General features: G+C 64.0%; 25 protein-coding genes. 9 read left to right on the top strand and 16 right to left on the bottom strand.

Features of this window, described 5'->3' with window-relative positions:
* Positions 1–35: 35 nt before the first annotated feature.
* The 5 genes from GVL61_RS11050 to GVL61_RS11030 form a co-directional block, all read right to left on the bottom strand.
* The gene (locus GVL61_RS11050) at positions 36–488 is read right to left on the bottom strand and encodes a MaoC family dehydratase (RefSeq protein ID WP_159979903.1); all 453 of its coding nucleotides are present in this window, start codon (positions 486–488) and stop codon (positions 36–38) included.
* Positions 489–550: 62 nt separating this feature from the next.
* Positions 551–1,015: a hypothetical protein gene (locus GVL61_RS11045; protein WP_159979901.1), complete on the bottom strand. Its 465-nt coding sequence runs from the start codon at positions 1,013–1,015 to the stop codon at positions 551–553.
* Positions 1,016–1,128: 113 nt separating this feature from the next.
* A complete protein-coding gene (locus GVL61_RS11040) occupies positions 1,129–2,976 on the bottom strand; it encodes an acetyl/propionyl/methylcrotonyl-CoA carboxylase subunit alpha (RefSeq protein ID WP_159979899.1) in 1,848 nt (615 codons plus the stop codon).
* Positions 2,973–3,284, bottom strand: a complete 312-nt coding sequence (locus tag GVL61_RS11035; RefSeq protein WP_159979897.1) for a DUF3088 family protein — start codon at positions 3,282–3,284, stop codon at positions 2,973–2,975. The genes GVL61_RS11040 and GVL61_RS11035 overlap by 4 nt, the downstream gene beginning before the upstream one ends.
* Before the next feature lie 5 nt (positions 3,285–3,289).
* Entirely contained in the window at positions 3,290–4,891 is a 1,602-nt protein-coding gene (locus tag GVL61_RS11030) for a carboxyl transferase domain-containing protein (RefSeq protein WP_159979895.1), read from the bottom strand.
* 121 nt (positions 4,892–5,012) lie between these two features.
* Here GVL61_RS11030 and GVL61_RS11025 point away from each other — a divergent pair, with 121 nt between their 5' ends.
* Entirely contained in the window at positions 5,013–5,879 is an 867-nt protein-coding gene (locus tag GVL61_RS11025; RefSeq protein WP_159979893.1) for a LysR family transcriptional regulator, read from the top strand.
* 48 nt (positions 5,880–5,927) lie between these two features.
* Here the strand turns inward: GVL61_RS11025 and GVL61_RS11020 are convergent, their stop codons facing one another.
* Positions 5,928–7,451 carry a fumarate hydratase gene (locus GVL61_RS11020; RefSeq protein ID WP_159979891.1) on the bottom strand — a complete coding sequence of 508 codons (1,524 nt, stop codon included), beginning with the start codon at positions 7,449–7,451 and terminating at the stop codon, positions 5,928–5,930.
* Between the two features lie 222 nt (positions 7,452–7,673).
* Here GVL61_RS11020 and GVL61_RS11015 point away from each other — a divergent pair, with 222 nt between their 5' ends.
* The 5 genes from GVL61_RS11015 (at position 7,674) to GVL61_RS10995 (ending at position 11,217) form a co-directional block, all read left to right on the top strand.
* On the top strand, positions 7,674–8,282 hold the full coding sequence (locus GVL61_RS11015; RefSeq protein WP_159979889.1) for a protein-L-isoaspartate O-methyltransferase: 609 nt from the start codon (positions 7,674–7,676) through the stop codon (positions 8,280–8,282).
* A 2-nt stretch (positions 8,283–8,284) separates the two neighbouring features.
* Positions 8,285–9,748 (top strand): TolC family outer membrane protein, encoded by a 1,464-nt coding sequence (locus GVL61_RS11010; RefSeq protein ID WP_159979887.1) that lies wholly within the window; start codon positions 8,285–8,287, stop codon positions 9,746–9,748.
* A gap of 124 nt (positions 9,749–9,872) precedes the next feature.
* Positions 9,873–10,325, top strand: a complete 453-nt coding sequence (locus GVL61_RS11005; protein WP_159979885.1) for a DUF2497 domain-containing protein — start codon at positions 9,873–9,875, stop codon at positions 10,323–10,325.
* A 65-nt stretch (positions 10,326–10,390) separates the two neighbouring features.
* A complete protein-coding gene (locus GVL61_RS11000) occupies positions 10,391–10,822 on the top strand; it encodes a thioesterase family protein (RefSeq protein WP_159979883.1) in 432 nt (143 codons plus the stop codon).
* Positions 10,819–11,217, top strand: a complete 399-nt coding sequence (locus GVL61_RS10995; protein ID WP_159979881.1) for a ferredoxin — start codon at positions 10,819–10,821, stop codon at positions 11,215–11,217. Before GVL61_RS11000 ends, GVL61_RS10995 begins: the two co-directional genes overlap by 4 nt.
* Positions 11,218–11,223: 6 nt before the next feature.
* On the opposite strand, the gene GVL61_RS10990 is transcribed toward GVL61_RS10995, so the two are convergent.
* On the bottom strand, positions 11,224–11,520 hold the full coding sequence (locus tag GVL61_RS10990) for a hypothetical protein (protein WP_159979879.1): 297 nt from the start codon (positions 11,518–11,520) through the stop codon (positions 11,224–11,226).
* Positions 11,521–11,650: 130 nt separating this feature from the next.
* On the opposite strand from GVL61_RS10990, the gene GVL61_RS10985 reads away from it, so the two are divergent.
* The 3 genes from GVL61_RS10985 to xth all read left to right on the top strand — a co-directional run bounded on the left by GVL61_RS10985 (position 11,651) and on the right by xth (position 13,308).
* Positions 11,651–12,076, top strand: a complete 426-nt coding sequence (locus tag GVL61_RS10985) for a CBS domain-containing protein (protein ID WP_159979877.1) — start codon at positions 11,651–11,653, stop codon at positions 12,074–12,076.
* A gap of 129 nt (positions 12,077–12,205) precedes the next feature.
* A complete protein-coding gene (locus GVL61_RS10980; RefSeq protein ID WP_159979875.1) occupies positions 12,206–12,538 on the top strand; it encodes an iron-sulfur cluster assembly accessory protein in 333 nt (110 codons plus the stop codon).
* Positions 12,535–13,308: an exodeoxyribonuclease III gene (xth, locus tag GVL61_RS10975; RefSeq protein WP_159979873.1), complete on the top strand. Its 774-nt coding sequence runs from the start codon at positions 12,535–12,537 to the stop codon at positions 13,306–13,308. The genes GVL61_RS10980 and xth overlap by 4 nt, the downstream gene beginning before the upstream one ends.
* Positions 13,309–13,595: 287 nt before the next feature.
* Here the strand turns inward: xth and GVL61_RS10970 are convergent, their stop codons facing one another.
* The 9 genes from GVL61_RS10970 to GVL61_RS10930 all read right to left on the bottom strand — a co-directional run bounded on the left by GVL61_RS10970 (position 13,596) and on the right by GVL61_RS10930 (position 19,234).
* A complete protein-coding gene (locus GVL61_RS10970) occupies positions 13,596–14,228 on the bottom strand; it encodes a cell wall hydrolase (RefSeq protein ID WP_159979871.1) in 633 nt (210 codons plus the stop codon).
* A 183-nt stretch (positions 14,229–14,411) separates the two neighbouring features.
* On the bottom strand, positions 14,412–14,753 hold the full coding sequence (locus GVL61_RS10965) for a DUF1491 family protein (protein WP_159979869.1): 342 nt from the start codon (positions 14,751–14,753) through the stop codon (positions 14,412–14,414).
* Positions 14,754–14,757: 4 nt separating this feature from the next.
* Complete coding sequence (locus GVL61_RS10960) at positions 14,758–15,264, bottom strand: PaaI family thioesterase (protein ID WP_235037637.1); 507 nt, start codon at positions 15,262–15,264, stop codon at positions 14,758–14,760.
* A complete protein-coding gene (locus GVL61_RS10955) occupies positions 15,254–15,715 on the bottom strand; it encodes a PTS sugar transporter subunit IIA (RefSeq protein WP_159979867.1) in 462 nt (153 codons plus the stop codon). Before GVL61_RS10955 ends, GVL61_RS10960 begins: the two co-directional genes overlap by 11 nt.
* A 147-nt stretch (positions 15,716–15,862) precedes the next feature.
* A complete protein-coding gene (gene raiA, locus GVL61_RS10950) occupies positions 15,863–16,432 on the bottom strand; it encodes a ribosome-associated translation inhibitor RaiA (protein WP_159979865.1) in 570 nt (189 codons plus the stop codon).
* Between the two features lie 24 nt (positions 16,433–16,456).
* On the bottom strand, positions 16,457–17,140 hold the full coding sequence (gene dnaQ / locus GVL61_RS10945; protein WP_159979863.1) for a DNA polymerase III subunit epsilon: 684 nt from the start codon (positions 17,138–17,140) through the stop codon (positions 16,457–16,459).
* A gap of 53 nt (positions 17,141–17,193) precedes the next feature.
* Positions 17,194–17,790 carry a dephospho-CoA kinase gene (gene coaE / locus GVL61_RS10940; RefSeq protein WP_159979861.1) on the bottom strand — a complete coding sequence of 199 codons (597 nt, stop codon included), beginning with the start codon at positions 17,788–17,790 and terminating at the stop codon, positions 17,194–17,196.
* Entirely contained in the window at positions 17,787–18,644 is an 858-nt protein-coding gene (gene aroE, locus GVL61_RS10935) for a shikimate dehydrogenase (RefSeq protein WP_159980084.1), read from the bottom strand. Before aroE ends, coaE begins: the two co-directional genes overlap by 4 nt.
* A 5-nt stretch (positions 18,645–18,649) precedes the next feature.
* Complete coding sequence (locus GVL61_RS10930) at positions 18,650–19,234, bottom strand: nucleoside triphosphate pyrophosphatase (protein ID WP_159979859.1); 585 nt, start codon at positions 19,232–19,234, stop codon at positions 18,650–18,652.

Here is a 19,234-nt window from a genome sequence, read left to right as displayed (position 1 = left end):
CACGTGGAGCATTCACAGCTGCCCCCGCCATTATTCTATCCGGCGTTCTTCTTCAGCAGCACAGTGCGCAGCATCGACAGGGCAATTTCCCCGCGCTGATTGGTCAGTTCATGTTTGAAAACCACGATCCCTTGCCCCGGCCGCGACTTGCTTTCGCGCATCTCCACCACTTCGCTCGAGCAGGTGACGGTATCGCCAATGAAGGTCGGCTTGGGAGTCACCACCTTGTCGAAGCCGAGGTTGGCAACCAGCGTGCCGACCGTCGTATCTGCGATCGACAGACCAACCGCAAGGCTGAACGTGAAGGTCGAATTGACCAGAATCTGCCCAAACTCGCTTGCCTTGGCGGTTTCTGCATCAAGGTGCAGCGGCTGCATGTTGTGCGTCATCGCCGAAAACAACAGGTTGTCGGTTTCGGTGACGGTACGGCTGGGCTGGTGGGTGATACGGTCCCCTACCTGCCATTCGTCGAAAAAGCGTCCGGGCACGTCTGTTCATTCCTCCCTGGTGGTGTCCCCGCCGCGCCACAGCATCGGCGGGGAGCGAAATATCACCGCGCCATGACCCGAATGACCGGGACTTTCATGCCGCGCTGCATTCGTTGATACGTCAGATCGATGCGGGTCACCCGGCGAGCGGCGTTGCCCGCCAGCTGGACCGCGCGGGTGCAGCTTCCGGCGGCGATGCGGCTGCGCACGCGCACGTCCTGCCGCTGGCCGCTATCGAAGCGCACGCTGAAGTCCATCAGGTGGATCGGCGCGTTGTAGGCGCAGAGCTGGATGCTCCGATAACGCTCCTTACGCGCCACATTGATCGTGTCGCGGTCGGTGCCTGCGCCGACGGTCTTGAAGGCAAGCAGGCGCCACTGTGCGGGCTGGGGCTGCGGCTTTAACGGCGGCCTGTTCGAAGGCTGCGGTTGCGGGTGGTGCATGGTCTGTTGCTGCGCCTGAGCCACCGGGCCGGAGCCCAAGGCGGCGACGGAAACCGCGAAAGCGAGAAGGCTGGAAATCCGCATCGAATAACCTCCATTCCAGATATCGACCGGGACCATCCGGCGACGGCGCGACGCTACCCCCGAACCTCCAGCATAGCCAAGCAGAACCGGGGACACCGTAAAACTGGCCATCGTCAGTCTATTGCGGCTTCCTCGATCCTCGCCAGCAAGGCGTCCACCTGCACCTGCTGGCCTGCAGCGACGCTTAGTTCGGCCACGGTGCCATCAAACGGAGCGGTCAGCGTGTGCTCCATCTTCATGGCTTCCAGCGTGAGCAGCTTCTGGCCCTTGGTCACCGCCTGACCTTCCGTCACTTCGACGGCAATGACCTTGCCCGGCATCGGTGCGATGATCGAGCCAGATCCGGCGGCCGCCCCGTGCGCACCATCACGCCGCCACGGTGATAGCAGCCAGGCCTGCCCCTGTTCGGTGACGAGTACGCCCGGCATCGGCTCATCGCTGCCTTCTGCGTCGATCTCGATCTCGATCTTCTCGCCGTCCAGCAGGAACCATGCCGTGCGCACCGGCGTGGCATTCAGGCGCAGGCCCGGCGCCGGTGTAGCCGGAACCAGCGACTGCGCAGCAATGCGCAACGATACGGCGGAAGGCACGGGCGGCTCGGCAAGAGCCTCGCCGTCACGCCCGATAAGGCCGGTATCTACATTGCCCGCTGCAAAGTCGGGATGCTGCAGCGCCTTCACGAGGAACGAGGCATTCGTCCTGACCGGCCATACGGCGGTATCGTCCAGCATCTCGCCAAGGCGTTCGCGGGCTTCGTCGCGGTCCTCACCCCAGGCGATGACCTTGGCGATCATCGGGTCGTAGAAGGGGGATACTTCCGCGCCTTCGTAAACCCCGGTGTCGATGCGGCCGCCCTCGGCCTCTCCGAACTGGAGGAGTTCGAGGCGGCCGATGCTGGGCAGGAAGCCCTTGGTGGGGTCCTCTGCATAAAGGCGCGCTTCCATCGCCCAGCCGTCGATCGTCAGGTCATCCTGCGCCAAGGGGAGCGGTTCGCCGCTGGCAACACGCAGTTGCCATTCGACCAGATCGACGCCGGTAATCGCCTCGGTTACCGGGTGCTCCACCTGCAGACGGGTGTTCATTTCCATGAACCAGATGCGATCCGCACTCAGCGCGCCGGAGCCATCGGCAATGAACTCGATGGTGCCCGCGCCCACATAATCCACGGCTTTTGCTGCACGCACCGCCGCGCCGCAAAGCGCCGCGCGCGTCGCCGTGTCCATGCCGGGGGCAGGGGCTTCCTCGATGACCTTCTGGTGGCGGCGCTGCAGCGAGCAGTCGCGCTCGAACAGGTGGACGACATTGCCGTGCCTGTCGCCGAACACCTGCACTTCGATATGGCGGGGGGAGGCGATGTACTTCTCGATCAGCACGTGGTCGTTGCCGAACGAGGCGGCAGCTTCGCGCTTGCACGAGGCGAGCGCGTCGGCGAAATCGGCCGGGTCCTCGACCAGCCGCATGCCCTTGCCGCCGCCGCCGGCAACCGCCTTGATAAGCACTGGATAACCGATCTTGCCGGCCTCTGCGGCGAGGAAATCGGGGGCCTGCTCCGCGCCCATGTAGCCGGGCGTTACCGGCACGCCGGCCGCGGCCATCAGCGTCTTGGCGGCGTCCTTGAGGCCCATTGCGGTGATCGAGGAGGGGTTCGGCCCGACCCAGACGATCCCCGCATCGATCACGGCCTGCGCGAATTCCGCGTTCTCGGAAAGGAAGCCATAGCCGGGGTGAATGGCCTCGGCCCCCGTCTGCTTCGCGGCGGCGAGAATCTTTTCGCCCACCAGATAGCTCTCGCGCGTGGGCGAGGGGCCGATGTGGACCGCCTCGTCGGCCTGCCGCAAGTGCAAGGCCTGCGCGTCTGCGTCCGAATAGACCGCGATGGTACGGATGCCGAGTTCGCGCGCGGTGCGGATGATGCGGCAGGCGATCTCGCCGCGATTGGCGATGAGCAGGGACTTGATCATGGGTGACGCTCCGGGAATCCGTGGCGGGTGTGCAGCGCGGCCAGCAGCGCCTCGATTTCGTTGGCGAAGCCGCCCTCGGCGAAGGCCAGCGAGGGCAGGGTCTGGTTGTCCTCGCCCAATGCCGCCACGACAGCGGCGCGAGGGCGGGTCCAGGGGACGCGCACAACTTCGATATTGGCGGCGCGTTCGGGGAACAGCGCCAGCAGCCCTTCCACCGTCACGCAGTCCTTGCAGTAGAACCGGCGAGGCGCGAGATCGGGATCGGCGTAGTCGAAGTCGAGAACGAACAGGCGGTCTTTCACGGCCATCTCCATCACATCCTGAACACGCCGAACTGGGGCCTGTCGGCAATCGGCGCCTCAAGACAGGCCGACAGCGCCAGCCCCAGCACGTCACGCGTCTGGACCGGGTCGATCACGCCGTCGTCCCACAGGCGGGCAGTGGCGTAGTAGGGGTTGCCTTCATCCTCGTACTTCTGGCGGATCGGGGCCTTGAAGGCTTCGGCGTCCTCTGCCGTCCACTTGGCGGCGTCGCGGTGGACGGTTGCCAGCACGCTTGCCGCCTGTTCGCCGCCCATCACCGAGATGCGCGCGTTGGGCCAGGTGAAAAGGAAGCGCGGGTCGTAGGCGCGCCCGCACATGCCGTAGTTGCCCGCCCCGAACGATCCGCCGATCAGCACCGTCAGCTTGGGCACCTGCGCGGTGGCGACAGCGGTGACGAGCTTGGCGCCGTGCTTGGCGATGCCTTCCGCCTCGTATTTGCCGCCGACCATGAACCCGGAAATGTTCTGCAGGAACAGCAGCGGAATGCCGCGTTGGCAGGCCAGTTCGATGAAGTGCGCCCCCTTCTGCGCACTCTCGGAAAACAGCACCCCGTTGTTGGCAAGGATCGCCACCGGAATCCCATGGATATGCGCAAAACCGCAGACCAGCGTCGAACCGTAGAGCGCCTTGAACTCATGGAATTCGCTGCCGTCGACGATGCGGGCGATCACCTCATGGACGTCGTAGGGCGCACGCACGTCCTCGGGCACTATGGAATACAGCTCCTCAACCGCATATTTCGGCGGCCGCGCCTCGCGCACATCCAACTGGTGGCGATGCGCCGGGCCGAGGTGGCTGACGATGTCGCGCACAATGGTAAGTGCATGTTCGTCGTCCTCGGCCAGATGGTCGGTGACGCCCGACTTGCGGCTGTGAAGGTCGCCGCCGCCAAGGTCCTCGGCGCTGATGATCTCACCCGTCGCGGCCTGCACCAGCGGCGGCCCGGCGAGAAAGATCGTGCCCTGCTCCTTAACGATCACGCTCTCGTCGCTCATAGCGGGAACGTAGGCTCCGCCCGCCGTGCAACTGCCCATGACGCTGGCGATCTGCGGAATTCCGGCCGCGCTCATCTGCGCCTGGTTGAAGAAGAAACGGCCGAAGTGATCGCGGTCGGGAAAGACTTCCGCCTGGTTGGGCAGGTTCGCGCCGCCGCTGTCGACAAGGTAGACACAGGGCAGGCGGTTGGCCGCAGCAATCTCCTGAGCGCGGATGTGCTTCTTGACGGTCAACGGAAAATACGTGCCGCCCTTCACCGTGGCATCGTTCGCGAAGATCATGCACTGGCGGCCCGAAACCCGCCCAATGCCCGCAATGAGGCCCGCACCCGGCACTTCGTCGCCGTAGAGCCCGTTGGCGGCAAGCTGACCGATTTCCAGAAAGGCGGAACCTGCATCCAGCAGCCGCTCCACCCGGTCACGCGGAAGCAGCTTTCCGCGCGACAGGTGCCTTTCGCGCGAACGCTCGTCCCCGCCCAGCGCAGCTGTTGCAACCCGTTCGCGAAGCTCTCCTGCGAGCGCGCGGTTGTGGGCATCACGCGCCTTCGCCTCGGGGCTGTCGAGGTTGATCTGGGTCTGCAGGACCGGCGCGCTCATGCCTCTTCCTCTTCATTGCGGGCGGCGCGATGGCCTGCCTATCGATTTGCGGCGTCTATCTAGCCCAGCTGCAACGCGGACGAAAATTGAAAGTTTCCGCGTCTTGCCATAGACACTGCCTATGATCGACCAGTACCTCCTGCGCTATTTCCTTGCTGTCGCGGAAACCGGCAGCTTCAGTCGCGCCGCCAAGCGGGTGAGCGTGACGCAGCCCACGCTGTCCTCCGGCATCGCCAAGCTGGAGCGCGAACTGGGCGCGCGACTGTTCGACCGGGACCGTCAGGGTGTTTCCCTGACCCCCGCAGGCAGCCGCTTTCTGGTCCGTGCAAGGCGCATCGCTGCGGAATACGAACACGCGCTGGTCGAACTGGGCGAAGTGACCGACCCCACGCTGCTGCGCATCGGCGTGCTGAACACCATCCCGACCCGCCTCATCGAAGACTGGCTCACCCGCCACCGCGCGCTGGGTTCAGGTGAAGCGCTGGAAATCCTTGACGGCACCGAACGCGATATTGCCGAACGCCTGGAACGCGGCCGCATAGACATCGCCCTCACGGTGATCCGCCCGCATCACGCGCGCTTCCACCCCGAGGTTCTCGCCCGAGAACGCTACATGATGGTCCTGCCGCCCGACCACCCGCTCGCCGGCGAAAGCGAGGTCCAGGCCGAACAACTCGCGCGCGACCGCATGGCCCTGCGCCGCCATTGCGAGGCGTTGCCGGAGATCAACCGTTTCTTCGTGGAACGCGGCGTCCGCCCGCGCTTCGTCCTCAAGACCACCAGCGACGAACGCGTGCTGGCCGTAGTCCGCAGCGGCGCCGGGATCGGGATGATGCCCGAATGTTTCGCCGCCGGCCCCGAGCGTTTCGTGCCGGTGCGGGACTTCGAACTGGTGCGCGAGGTGGGTTTGCTGCACGCAGGCGAAGGGGCCGCAGTGCAGGGGCTTTCCAGCCCGTTCGTCGGACTTTTGAGGCAGCATTATCGGTAAGGGAAGACCTGGAGCCAATGCCCCAGGTCTTCCCCTTTACCGTGTCTTTCAGTTCGCCAGCAGATGCTCTTCGGCGATCTTCGCCTTCCAGTGCTGCGGCGCGAGGGTGTGCACGTTGTTACCCTCGGAATCGACCGCCACCGTCACCGGCATATCTTCGACGGTGAACTCGTAGATCGCTTCCATGCCAAGGTCTTCGAAGCCCACGACCCTGGCTTCCTTGATCGCACGCGAAACGAGGTACGCAGCGCCGCCAACGGCCATCAGGTACGCCGACTTGTGCTCGGCGATCGACTGGGTTGCCGCCGGGCCACGCTCGGACTTGCCGATGGTGGCGAGCAGGCCGGTGCCCAGCATCATGTCCATGAACTTGTCCATGCGCGTGGCGGTAGTGGGACCGGCAGGACCGACAGCTTCGTCGCGCACCGGGTCGACCGGGCCGACGTAGTAGATCACACGGCCCTTGAAATCGACGGGCAGTTCCTCGCCCTTGGCCAGCATGTCCTGGATGCGCTTGTGCGCGGCGTCGCGGCCGGTCAGCATCTTGCCGTTGAGGAGGAGGCGGTCGCCCTGCTTCCAGCTCTGCACGTCTTCGGCGGTCAGGGTGTCGAGATTGACCTTGCGGGCCTCGGCGCTTGGTGCCCAGTGAACCTGCGGCCACTCGTCCAGCTTCGGGGTTTCGAGGAAGCTCGGGCCCGAACCGTCGAGGGTGAAGTGCGCGTGGCGGGTCGCGGCGCAGTTGGGGATCATCGCGACGGGCTTGCCGGCAGCGTGGCACGGCCAGTCGAGGATCTTGACGTCGAGGATGGTGGCGAGACCGCCCAGACCCTGCGCGCCGATGCCCAGTGCGTTGACCTTATCGAAGATCTCGATGCGCAGCGCTTCGATGTCGTTCTGGGGGCCGCGCTGCTTGAGCTGGGCCATGTCGATCGGCTCCATCAGGCTCTGCTTGGCAAGCTTGACGCAGTGTTCGGCAGTGCCGCCGATGCCGATGCCCAGCATGCCCGGCGGGCACCAGCCGGCACCCATCTGGGGCAGCATCTCGATGACCCAGTCAACGATGGAATCGCTGGGATTCATCATCTTGAACTTGGACTTGTTCTCCGAGCCGCCACCCTTGGCCGCGACGTCGACCGAAATTTTCGAACCCGGGACCATGTTCACCGAGAGCACGCAAGGGGTGTTGTCCTTGGTGTTGCGGCGGGTGAAGGCGGGGTCGGCCAGCACCGAGGCGCGCAGCTTGTTCTCCGGGTGGTTGTAAGCGCGGCGCACGCCTTCATCGACCACGTCCTGAAGCGACCTGTCGGATTCGAGGCGGCAGTTCTGGCCCCACTCGATGAAGACGTTGACGATGCCGGTGTCCTGACAGATCGGGCGATGCCCTTCCGCGCACATGCGGCTGTTGGTCAGAATCTGCGCGATGGCGTCCTTTGCGGCCGGTCCGACTTCAGCGTCGTAGGCGTCGCCCAAAGCCCGGATATAGTCCATCGGGTGGTAATAGCTGATGTATTGCAACGCGTCGGCGACGGAATCGATCAGGTCGTCTTCACGGATGGTTACCATATCTGTCATGGAATTTTCGCTCCGGTTATGGCGGATAACGTGGGTTTGCCGGTGCCATAGGCCGCGATGGGCCTATCGTCAAAGTGCTTGATCTGATCGACCGGCGTATGCGCAAATGGCTTGGCCTGACCGACGGCTTCGCCTAGAAGCGCCCTATTAGTGCCGTCTTCGCAAGGCTTCGATGCCCCACGCGCCAGCCGGACCTGCGATCGAATTAGGGAACTGCACCTGATGACCTTGACCGAGGAACGGTCGGCACCGACCGGCGCCGCCATCTCCGAAGCGCGCCGCGCGATGATTTCCAGCCAGCTGCGTACAAGCGGCGTGAACGAGCCCTGGGTGCTCGAAGCCATGGCTGGAATCGCGCGTGAGGACTTCGTACCTGCATCCATGCGCGATGCTGCCTACATCGACCGCGCAATCCCGCTGGGCGAGGGCCGCTTCCTGGCCGCCCCGCTGGTCCACGCCCGCATGCTTGCCGAAGCCGAGCCCGCCAAGACCGACAAGGTCCTGCTGGTAGGCGATGGCGAGGGATATCTTGCCGCCCTACTGCGTCCGCTGGCCGGTTCGGTCGATGCCGTTGCTCCGGCCGATGCCGTCAACGCCGGTGACGGCGGGTACTCGCTCGTCATCATCGACGGCGCAGCCGAAGTCCTGCCCGAAGCGATCGGCGCCCGCCTCGTCGACGGCGGCCGCGTCATCACCGGCCTGGTGGAACGCGGCGTCACCCGCCTTGCCGCCGGTCGCAAGGCTGCCGGTGCGGTTTCGCTGCTGACGCTCGCCGAAATGGGCATTCCGGTACTGACGGAGTTTGCAGCGCCCAAACGCTGGAGCTTCTAAGCATGGCCCGGTTCGCAAAGCGTGCCGGGCTGCTCGCGGGGGGATGTCTGATACTGACGGCCGGCTCACCAGTGTGCGCCGATACCCTTCGCGATGCACTGGTCACTGCATATCAGACCAATCCCACGCTCGAATCGGCGCGCGCACAGCAGCGCGCCAACGACGAGAACGTGCCGATCGCGCGCGCTGCCGGCTTGCCGTCGGCCAGCGCGAGCGGGACCTACACAGAGTTCCTGAAGCAGAGCGAGAACTCATTCAACGCACCTTCGCGGACCGTGAATGCGGGCGCTGACCTGGGCGTACCGATCTATTCGGGCGGCGCCGTGAAGAACCGCGTCAAGGCCGCGAAGATCCGCGTCGAAGCTGGCCAGGCCGACCTGCGCGGCACCGAAAGCTCGCTGTTCTCCTCGGTCGTCGCGGCTTACATGGACGTGATCCGCACCGAAGCGATCGTCGGTCTGAACCGCAAGAACGTCAGCGTGCTGCAGACCAACCTGCAGGCAACCGGCGACCGTTTCGAGATCGGCAACCTTACTCGCACCGACGTCGCCCAGTCGCAGTCGCGCCTTGCCGTCGCGCAGAGCGACTTGCGCACGGCAGAAGCTAACCTCGCCGGGGCACGGGAAACCTACATTCGCCTCGTCGGGGCGCCCCCCCAGGCTCTGGAAGCGCCGCCGCCGCTGCCCAACCTGCCGGCAACCGCCGACGATGCGGCCGCCATCGCCCTCGATTCCAATCCCGACCTGATCGGCGCGCGCGAACGCACCAAGGCGGCGGACAAGGACATCGACGTGGCGGGGGCAGGGCGCCTTCCCACGGTCCGGCTGTTCGCGCAGGGCGCCTATAACAATTACCTCAACACACTGGCACGCGGCGTTCCCAGTTCGGGCGTATCGCAAAGCGATACCTCGGCGCAGGCCGGCGCGCAGCTTTCGATCCCGATCTTCCAGGGCGGTCTTCCCGCCGCGCAGCGCCGCCAGGCCACGGCCACCGCGTCTGCCGCGCTGGAGCAGGAAATCGCCACAGAGCGGGATGTCATCGCCCAGGTGCGGTCGGCCTATACCTCCTATATCGCCTCGAACGACCTGATCCGCTCGTCGCAAGTGGCGGTGGATGCCACTGCGCTCAGCCTCGAAGGAGTGAAGGCGGAGAACTCGGTCGGCAACCGCACGATCCTCGACATCCTCAATGCCGAACAGGAACTGCTCAACGCGCAGGTCCAGCTCGTGACGGCCCGGCGCAACGCCTATGTCGCCGGTTTCTCGCTGCTGGCAGCGATGGGCCGGGGCGAAGCGCGCGACCTGAACCTGGATGGCGGCACGCTTTACGACCCGGACCTCAACTACCGGCGCGTGCGCGGCAGGTTCAACGACTGGGACAACGATCCCGTCCCGGTCGCCCGCTCGACCCGTACCACCGGCACCCCGGTGCAGGACGGCGAAATCCCGACGTCACAGGAGCCTTAAAGCCGGATTCAGGAAAAAGGCCTGATTCAGCAAAAGGGCTTGTGCGCGCCGGGTTTTCGTAGGAAATCCAGTCTACTTGAAATCAATCGGCGCGTATTCGGGCGTCAACGGGGACCTATTAGAGATGCGGCAAAACGGTGAACCTTCGGTCGAGGAGATCCTCCAGTCGATCAAGCAGGTCATCGCGCGCGATACCCATGCAGATCCGCGTCCTGCCCGCGCCTTGCGCGACAATGCGATCGAAGCGCTCCTCGGCTCCGCCCCCTACACGAGCGAGGACGAGGACGTGCTCGAACTGCAGGAAGCCGCGCAGCTGCCCGCAGGCGACATTGAAGAATCCCCGCTGCTCCAGCCCGATGCCCGCAATTCCATGCGCGAATCTCTGGCCGCGCTCGCCATGCTGTCCGAACCCGGCGCTCAGCCGCAAATCGTCCGTTCCGGCGAAACCTCGCTCGAAGCGCTGACCCGCGAACTTCTGCGCCCGGCGCTGGCGGAATGGCTGGACAAGAACCTGCCGCCGATGGTCGAGCGCCTCGTCGCCGCCGAAATCGCGCGGATCGTCGGCAAGAAGGGCTGATCGGGGCCGCGGTCAATTACGGGACGGGCTGGACCTCGCCCCCCACGCTCCCTACGTTTGGACTTATGCCCAAGCCCGATCCCGCGCTGCTCGATCCCGCGCGCTACCCGTTTTCCTGCACCATCGAGCCGCGCTTCGGCGATCTCGACATCAACCTGCACATCAACAACGTGGCGATTGCCGGCCTTCTCGAAGATGGCCGCGTGCGTTTCCACCGTGCCAGCGGCTACCGCAACGCGCTGACCGGTCTGTCCTCGATGATCGCCAGCACCGCCATCGAGTACCTGGGGGAGGGGCATTATCCCGATCCGCTAACGATCCACAGCGCGGTCGAAGATACCGGCCGCTCCAGCCACCGCCTCATCCAACTGCTCATGCAGGAGCAGCGCGTGGTCGCCTTTGCCCGCAGCGTCATGGTGATCGTCGGCAAGGACGGTCCCGTTCCGCTCCCGGCATCTTTCGCGGACCATATAGACCAATGGAGACTGAGGCCATGAGCACCCACGTCGCAGGGCACCGCGAAATAGAGAAGGCCGCTCATGCCCTGGCCAAGACCGGCGGAGACAGCATCGAGCGCCACATCTTCATCTGCGCCGAACCACAAAAGGGCGAGTGCTGCTCACCCGAAGCGGGTCAGGCCGCGTGGAAGTACCTGAAGAAGCGCCTGAAACAACTGGGCCTCGATGGGCCAAAGTCGGGCAAAGGGGGCGGCGTGGCCCGCACCAAGGCCGACTGCCTGCGCATCTGCTTCGCTGGCCCCGTCGCGGTCGTCTGGCCCGATGGCGTCTGGTATCACTCGTGCAACGAAGACGTGCTGGAAAAGATCATCCAGCAGCATTTGATCGGCGGCCAGCCGGTCGAGGAATACCGTCTGCACCCGAAGCCGGACTGAATCGCCTTACTTTCCGGCGTTTTCATCCTCGAGCGGATCGATGACCGATTCGTCGTGGCCGGTTCCGCTCGACAGGAACACCAGCCCCATCAGCGCCGAGGCCAGCAGCATCGTGAAGCCCACGCCCAGCGCGGCCGCGATGTAGAAGTGGACCGATACCATCCCGTTCGAACGATAGAGCAGGATCGCAGAGCCTGCGACAAGGCCGACCGTGATGGTCATCATCCAGCCCATGATGCGCCGGTAACGCGCCCAGGCATGGGCCGCCTTGGCCGGATCGTCGAGATGGGAGCGCCGTGTCATGCCGTCCCATTTGGCCCCGGTGCCCCGCGCCCGCAAGCAAATCATGGCTGGCGGCGCGGGCCTGTGATACTCTTCCCTCCGGGGCGATCGGTAAGAGCAGGGGCCCTTTGCAGATAGGGAGAGCAAGACGATGACCATTGGTCGTATTATCGAAGGACGCGGCACTGTCGTTACCTGCGACGTCGCAACTACCGTGCGCGAAGCCGTGGCAATTCTGGCAGAACGACGCATCGGCGCCGTTCCGGTGATGGAAAACGGCGAGATCGCCGGCATCTTCTCGGAACGCGATGTGATCTACCGACTCAGCGAAATCGGCGCCGGCGTTCTCGACATGCCGCTCGGCCACATCATGACCGCCTCACCGCTGACGGTGGAACCCGATACCTCGGTGATTGCGGCGCTGTCGCTGATGACCCGCCGCCGCGTCCGACACCTCCCGGTGATGCGCGGCACCGAGATGATCGGCCTGGTTTCCATCGGAGATCTGGTGAAACAGCGGATCGACATGATCGAGCACGAAGCCGCCGCAATGCGCGATTATATCCAGACGGCCTGACCGCCCTGATTTCATGGGCCCTGATTTCATGGGCCCCGATGTCGTGGGCCCTGATTGCACGGTGCCTGATGTTGCGCCGCGACCCCGCCACCGCTTGCCGCAGGGGCTGTGCGCGCCTACATCAGGAGCATGGACCAGCATAGCCTGACACTCAGCCCCTCCGCAGCGGCGCGCGTTGCCGCGATCGCCAGCAAGCAGGGCAAGCCCGCCATCCTGCGCCTCGCCGTAGAAGGCGGCGGCTGCTCGGGCTTCCAGTACAAATTCGGCCTCGCCGACGCCCCGGAAGGCGACGACAGCGTCACCGAAACCGATGGCGTGCGCCTTGTCGTCGATTCCGTCAGCCTCGACCTTGTCGCCGGCTGCGTAGTCGATTTCGTCGAGTCGCTGGGCGGCGCGGCATTCAAGGTCGAAAATCCGAATGCAGCCGCAGGCTGCGGTTGTGGGTCCAGCTTCTCGGTATGAGAATCTCGACGTACAATATCAACGGGGTCAAGGCTCGCCTGCCCCGCCTGCTCGAATGGCTCGAAGAAACCCGCCCCGCCGTCGCCTGCCTGCAGGAAATCAAGACGCAGGACGAAGGCTTCCCGATGGCCGAGTTCGAGAAGCTGGGATACAAAGGCATCTGGCACGGCCAGAAGGGCTTTAACGGCGTCGCCATTCTGGCCGACGGTGAAGCCCCGGTGGAAATCCAGCGCGGCCTCGAAGGCGAGCCTGAGGATGAACACTCCCGCTATCTCGAAGCAGATGTCTTCGGCCTGCGGGTCGTGTGCATTTATCTGCCCAACGGCAATCCGCTGCCCGGCCCCAAGTTCGACTACAAACTGCGCTGGATGGAACGCCTGCGCCGCCGCATGGACGTGATCAAGGCGCAGGAAGTGCCCGCAATCGTGACCGGCGACTACAACGTCATCCCGACCGACCGCGACATCTGGGCTCCGCAGGCAATGGCTGCAGACGCCCTGATGCAGCCGGAATCGCGCAATGCGTACTTCCGACTACTCGGAGATGGCTGGACGGACGCGGTGGCCACTCACAACCCGCGTGGCGGGGTGTGGACGTACTGGGACTATCAGGCAGGCGCCTGGCAGCGCGACCATGGCTTCCGCATCGACCACTCATTGCTCTCGCCCGAACTTGCAGACCGTCTCGTGGCCTGCGGCGTGGACAAGGAACATCGCGGCCGCGAGAAGGCCAGCGATCATGCTCCGGTGTGGGTCGAACTCAGCCAGTAAGATTTGAAGGGAAGATCTGGGGCCATTGCCCCAGACCCCTTTGATGTCGACGTCACGCGGGCAGCTTCGTAGGCGCGCCCAAGGCGAGCCGCGAGGCATAATGGCCTGCGGCGCCGCCATTGATCGTCATTAAGACCATAACGAAGCAACCCAGGGCAGCTCCATGCCGCCTTGGGTTGCTTCGCTATGCTCAATCTTGCCGGACACTCGGCGCCGCTGCCGGCGCTCGCCGACATCGAAGGGGTCTGGGGCAATAGCCCCGGGTCTTCCGCTACCCCGGCTTCAAATCAGCGATAGAAAATGTGATTGTCGACCCGTGCCAGACGGGTCAGGCGCCAATTGGGCGAAACCCGCGTGGCGTGGAAGAACAGAGCGCCCTTAGCCAGGCTTTTCCAGCTGCCTTCGTCGGCGATCTGCGCCACGGCAACGGCTTCGCGCCAGCTCATGGAGCCTTCGCGCACGGACGGCATAGCGCCGCCACGGATGAACGAAAACTGCGAGGGCTGATACACCACGCCGCAATAGCTGGTGGGGAAGCGTCCCGACTTCGTGCGATTAACGATCACGCGGCCTACGGCCAGTCGACCTTCAAGGGTTTCGCCGCGTGCTTCGAAGTAGATCGCGCCGGCGAGGCAACGCATTTCGCTCGACATGGTGTCCGGCATCGTCTGCTGCGATACCAGCTCCTTGAGCGAGTCTGCGTCGGGAGAAATCTCGGTCTCGTCGGAATCCTCGTCGCCATCTTCGGCGGGGAGGGCCTGGACCATGGGCCGGGAAACGAATTCCACGGCGGGCTTCTGTTCGGCCAGAATCGGAATGAAGTCCGATGCAGCTGCGCCCGAGCCCTGGGCGCTCAACAGTGCGGTCAATACCGTTGCGGCCAGCGCCATGACGCCCGCCCACTCAACCTTGGTTCGCATTTAATCATATCAACGGCGGTGAACCGATCCGACACAGGCTGGAACGGAATGCCGTATTCGGGCGTTCTATATCCGTTGAGCCTGCCGACGATTCCCCGTCTGCGTGCTAGCCGGGCGACCGAAGTGCCGCCGTTGCCGCTTTCGCGTTTGCGAAGGCGGCCATTAACTTGCATTGCGTGCAAGTCAACCTTGTTCGGCTTGCGTCCCGATGAAGCGTTCACCCTTCGCGACGTCAAGTTCCACGATCCATAAATCGGGGTCCTGTGCCTTGCGCCGGTCCAGGTAGTCCTGGAAAGCGAAAGGCTCTAGCGAATCGTGAGTCCGGGAGCAGCGCCATTTGCGAGTTCCGTCCAGTTCCGGCATCCGCTCGAACAGGCGCGGCGGAGCGCCGTTATGGGCAAGGACGACAAGGATCGTACCGGCGTCGCGCTCACCCTTTGCCAGGACCGCTGCGAAGCCGCCTTCGGTATTGACCTGACGAATCAGGGCAGACACTTCAAGGTGTGCGGGAAGCCGCTCGTCCATCGGCTCAGCCGGAAACCGGCGGAATCGAATATCCCGGCAGGCTGGACAGCGAGATGCGCGAGCGCATGAAGGTGCCCGTGCCGCGCCCGCATTCATCCCCGTCTTCGTCGAGCAACCAGGATTCGGCCACCAGCACCCGGCGGCGGCCGCTTACCCAGCGACCTTCGGCCACGATGCGACCGCCCTTGATGGGTTTGCTGAGGTGCATGTTGAACGACGTAGTGAGCAGGAAACGATCAGTCACATGGGTATTGGCAGCATAGAAAGCTGCATCGTCAAGCATCTTAAAATAGATCGTACCATGCGCCGCGCCGGCTGCGTGGAAGCAGTCCGGCTCGACCAGGAAAGTTATGCGCGACAGTCCCTCGCCGGTGATCTCCAGCGATGACCGGAACATGTGGTTGATCGGGGCAGAGGCATAGAGGCTTTCAAGGGCCCGCCAGTGCAATCCCGCGCCGGCAGCCCCCGATGTTTCGTCGGGCCTGCCGGAGGCCATCAGGTCATGCGGCATCGCGGTCGATAACATTGCTCAGGAGGCCGTAAAGCGCCTCGGGGCCGGGTGCGGCCATCAGGGCCTCGCGCATGCGCTCATCACGCATCATGCGCGAGATCGCCGCCAGAGCGTGGAGATGCGTGGCCCCTGCTCCCTCGGGAGAGAGAAGGCCGAATACGAGGTCCACAGGCATGCCATCGGCTGAATCGAACTCGACCGGGGATTCAAGGCGCATGAATGCGGCCACCGGACGGCCCAGCCCCGGCATGCGGGCATGGGGAATTGCGATACGGCGGCCGAAGCCGGTGCTACCCAGCTGTTCACGCTCGGTGACGCGCGCAAGCACGGCCTTATGGTCAAGACCATAAACCGCCGCGAACTGCGCCGCGAGCCTATCCAGAATTACGTTCTTGCTATCCGCGGTAACCGTAATCACGGCATCGGGAAGCAGTGCAAAAAGCCCACTCATTTCGATTCTGATATTAGAGTTTGACCGGTTTCCAAATCTGCATACCCCCAAAAACCCCCGGCGAACCGGGGGCTTTTCTTCCTCTCCTCAGAGTTTAGAAGCGGTTACGCCCGAAAGGCGTAAATCCTGGGCACCAAACCTGGAGCCTCAGTGTGGTTCGACCCAGCCAATCGAACCGTCGCCGCGGCGGTAAACCATATTATGGCGTCCGGTTCCAGCGTTTTTGAAGAACAGCGCTGTAGTATTACGCAAGTCGAGCATCATCACCGCATCGGAAACGGTGGCTTCAGGAACGTCGACACGCGTTTCCGCAATGACGATGGGCGCGTCCGGTTCGACGTCTTCGCCTTCTGCGGCCTGCGTTTCCTCGAAGATGATGTAGGCGGCTTCCTCGACCGCAGCCGTATGTGCGGCCTGCTCGTGGCGATCCTTGAGGCGGCGCTTGTAGCGGCGCAATTGCTTGTCGATCTTTTCGGCCGACTGGTCGAACGAAATGTGCGCGTCCTGGGCGCTACCCGTGCCCTTGAGGACGAGATTCTGCATCACATGCATGATGATGTCACAGCGGAAGGCGCCCGCAGGGGCCTTGCTGAAAGTGACGTGCGAGGACAGCGCCCGGCTGAAATACTTCTCGATGATCGCCGTGAGCCGTTCGTTGGCGTGGACCTGAAGGGACTCGCCGGTTTCGACCTGGTGACCGGAGACGCGGATATCCATGGGCGTATTCTCCTTATTTAGAGTTCAGGCACCCCAGAGCGGGGTATCGACCGACTTGAGAAACGCTGCGTGAGCAACAAGTTCCTCTTCGGTGGCCGCGTGGGGACGCGGCTGACGGAATATACGGTCCTTCGTGTTGAGAACCTTGATTTCCGTCACGATCTTCGTTGTTTCGGCGACGAGCTCGAGACCGATCTGGCGGCCTCCGCGAAGCTCGACGTAGACTTGTGCCAGCAATTCGGCGTCGAGCAGTGCGCCGTGCTTGGTGCGGTGGCTCCTGTCGATCCCGTAGCGCGAGCATAGCGCATCGAGCGAAAGCTTGGCACCGGGATGGCGCACCTTGGCGAGCGCCACGGTATCCACCATCCGGTCGCGGCTGACGATGGGCATGTTGCACAGCGCCAGTTCGGCATTGATGAAGTTGAAGTCGAAATTGGCGTTATGCGCGATCATTGGACTGTCCTCGATGAAGTCGAGGAAATCCTGTGCCGAGGCAGCGAAAAGCGGCTTGTCGGCAAGGAAAGCATCGGACAGTCCGTGAACCGCCTCGGCTTCTGCCGGCATCGAACGCTGGGGGTTGAAATAGGCGTGGTAGGACTGGCCGGTGGCCACGCGATTGATCATCTCGATGCAGCCGATTTCCACCATTCGATCCCCGTTTTTCGGGTCAAATCCGGTCGTTTCGGTATCGAAGATGATCTCTCTCATCCCTCTCCATATCTGCCTAGGCGAACCCGAGTGCAAGGGCCTGACGCGGAATATTACATTCGGGTCAGCGCCCGCACGATACCGGCTACCTGTTCTCGCGTTTCTTCCAGCGAAAGGCCGGTGTCGATGACGTGATCGGCGCGGGCGCGCTTCTCGGCGTCGGGCACCTGAAGTCTTAGAATCTGCTCGAATTTTTCCGTCGTCATGCCGGGACGGGCAAGCACCCGCGCACGCTGTACATAGGCCGGGGCAGAGACCACGGCGACGCTGTCCAGCCCCTGGTCGCCGCCCTTTTCGTAAAGCAGCGGAATGTCGAACGCGACCAGCGGCGCCTGCGCATTTTCGCGTAGAAAATCTGCGCGCATCGCCGCCACCGCGGGGTGGACGATTCGTTCCAGTTGGCCGAGTCTCTCCTTGTCGCCGAAGACCGCCGCGCCGAGCTTGGGGCGGTCGACCCCGGCAGGTCCGATGGTGCCGGGAAACGCGTCCTCGATAAGCGGCAACAACGCACCGCCCGGACCTTGCAGTTCATGCACCGCCACATCGGCATCGAACACCGGCACGCCCAGTTCGCGCAGCATGGTGGCAACAGTGGACTTGCCCATGCCGATCGAGCCGGTGAGGCCCAGGATCTTCGGGCGGACCGTCACGCGCGGATCATTTCGCGCAGCGCTGCGTCGCGATCACGCGGCGGCTTTGCCCCGAAGAAGCGGGTGAAGGCACTGTCCGCCTGGCCGATCAGCATCGACAGACCGTCCACCGTCTCGAATCCGGCGGCGCGGGCCGCTTGCAGGAAATCGGTGTCGAGCGGATTCGTGACGATATCGTAGACCACGCTGCGCGGCGGCGCATGGCTGAAATCGAAGGACAGGGGCGGCTGCCCGGTCATGCCCAGCGGGCTGGCATTGATGATGAGGTCGAAGCACTGCTCGCGGTCGTCGAAGGCGAAGTCGGTAGGATCGGCGAAATGGCCGAGGCCGATCGCGTGGTGTTCGCCGTTCGGTGCGAGTTCGTCGAGCATCGCGCGCGCCTTGGCCGGATCGCGACCGGCCAGCACGATCACGAACTTCGCATCGGCCAGCGCCGCCACGATCGCCCGCGCCGCGCCGCCGGTGCCCAGCACGCGCGCCATGCGGAACAGGTGGATCTTGTCCACTTCCTCCTGAATCGGTTCGAGGAAGCCCGGCGCATCGGTATTGTAACCGGTGAGGGTGCCGTCAGCCTCGCGCACCACGGTGTTCACCGCCCCGATCCGCGCTGCCAGCGGATCGAGCCGGTCAAGCAGTGGCATGATCGCCAGCTTGTGCGGCATCGTCACGTTGCACCCGCGCCATGCGGGGTCGCTGCGACGCTGGGCGAGGTAACCGGCAAGGTCTTCCAGCTTGACCAGGCAATGGTCATAGCGGCCGGGAAGCCCGAGTTCCGCCAGCCAGAAATTGTGAATCGCAGGCGACTTCGACTGGGCGATCGGATCGCCGATCACTTCGGCATAAATTGTTCCAATGATGTTCACAGCGACATCACTCCCAGATTGCGCAGCGCCGACTGGACCATCAGCAGCGGCATGCCGAGGATCGTGAAATAGTCCCCCTCGATCCGCTCGAACAACTGCACGCCGCGCCCCTCTATGCGGAAAACGCCGACACAGGCGGCGACTTCGGGCCACTCGGCATCGAGATAGGTGTCGATGAAATCATCGGAAAGTTCCGCGACGCGAAGGTGGGCAAAAGCAGCATCGGCCCAGAGGACTTCACCGTCCCTCACCAGGGCGGCAGCGCTGTGCAATTCCATCACCTTGCCCGAGAAGAAGCGTAAGTGCGCGGCGGCATCAGCCCGGCTTGCCGGTTTGTCGAAGCGGCGGCCTTCAACCGAAACAAGCGAGTCACTGCCCAGCACCCATTCGCCGGATGTTTCACGTGAAACAACTTCGGCCTTGGCGCAGGCGAGGGCGAGGGCCACCTGCGCCGGCGGCGCGTCAGCCAGCGCCGCTTCGACAGCGCGTTCGTCGATATGGGCAGGCTGCGCGCGAAAGGCGATACCGGCAGCTTCGAGCATGGCGCGCCGAGAGGCGCTCTGGGATGCGAGAACGATCAT

Source organism: Novosphingobium sp. 18050, from assembly GCF_902706195.1.
Lineage (GTDB): Bacteria > Pseudomonadota > Alphaproteobacteria > Sphingomonadales > Sphingomonadaceae > Novosphingobium.
The sequence above is the reverse complement of the archived record's forward strand: the minus strand, read 5'-3'. Positions and strand labels throughout refer to the sequence as shown.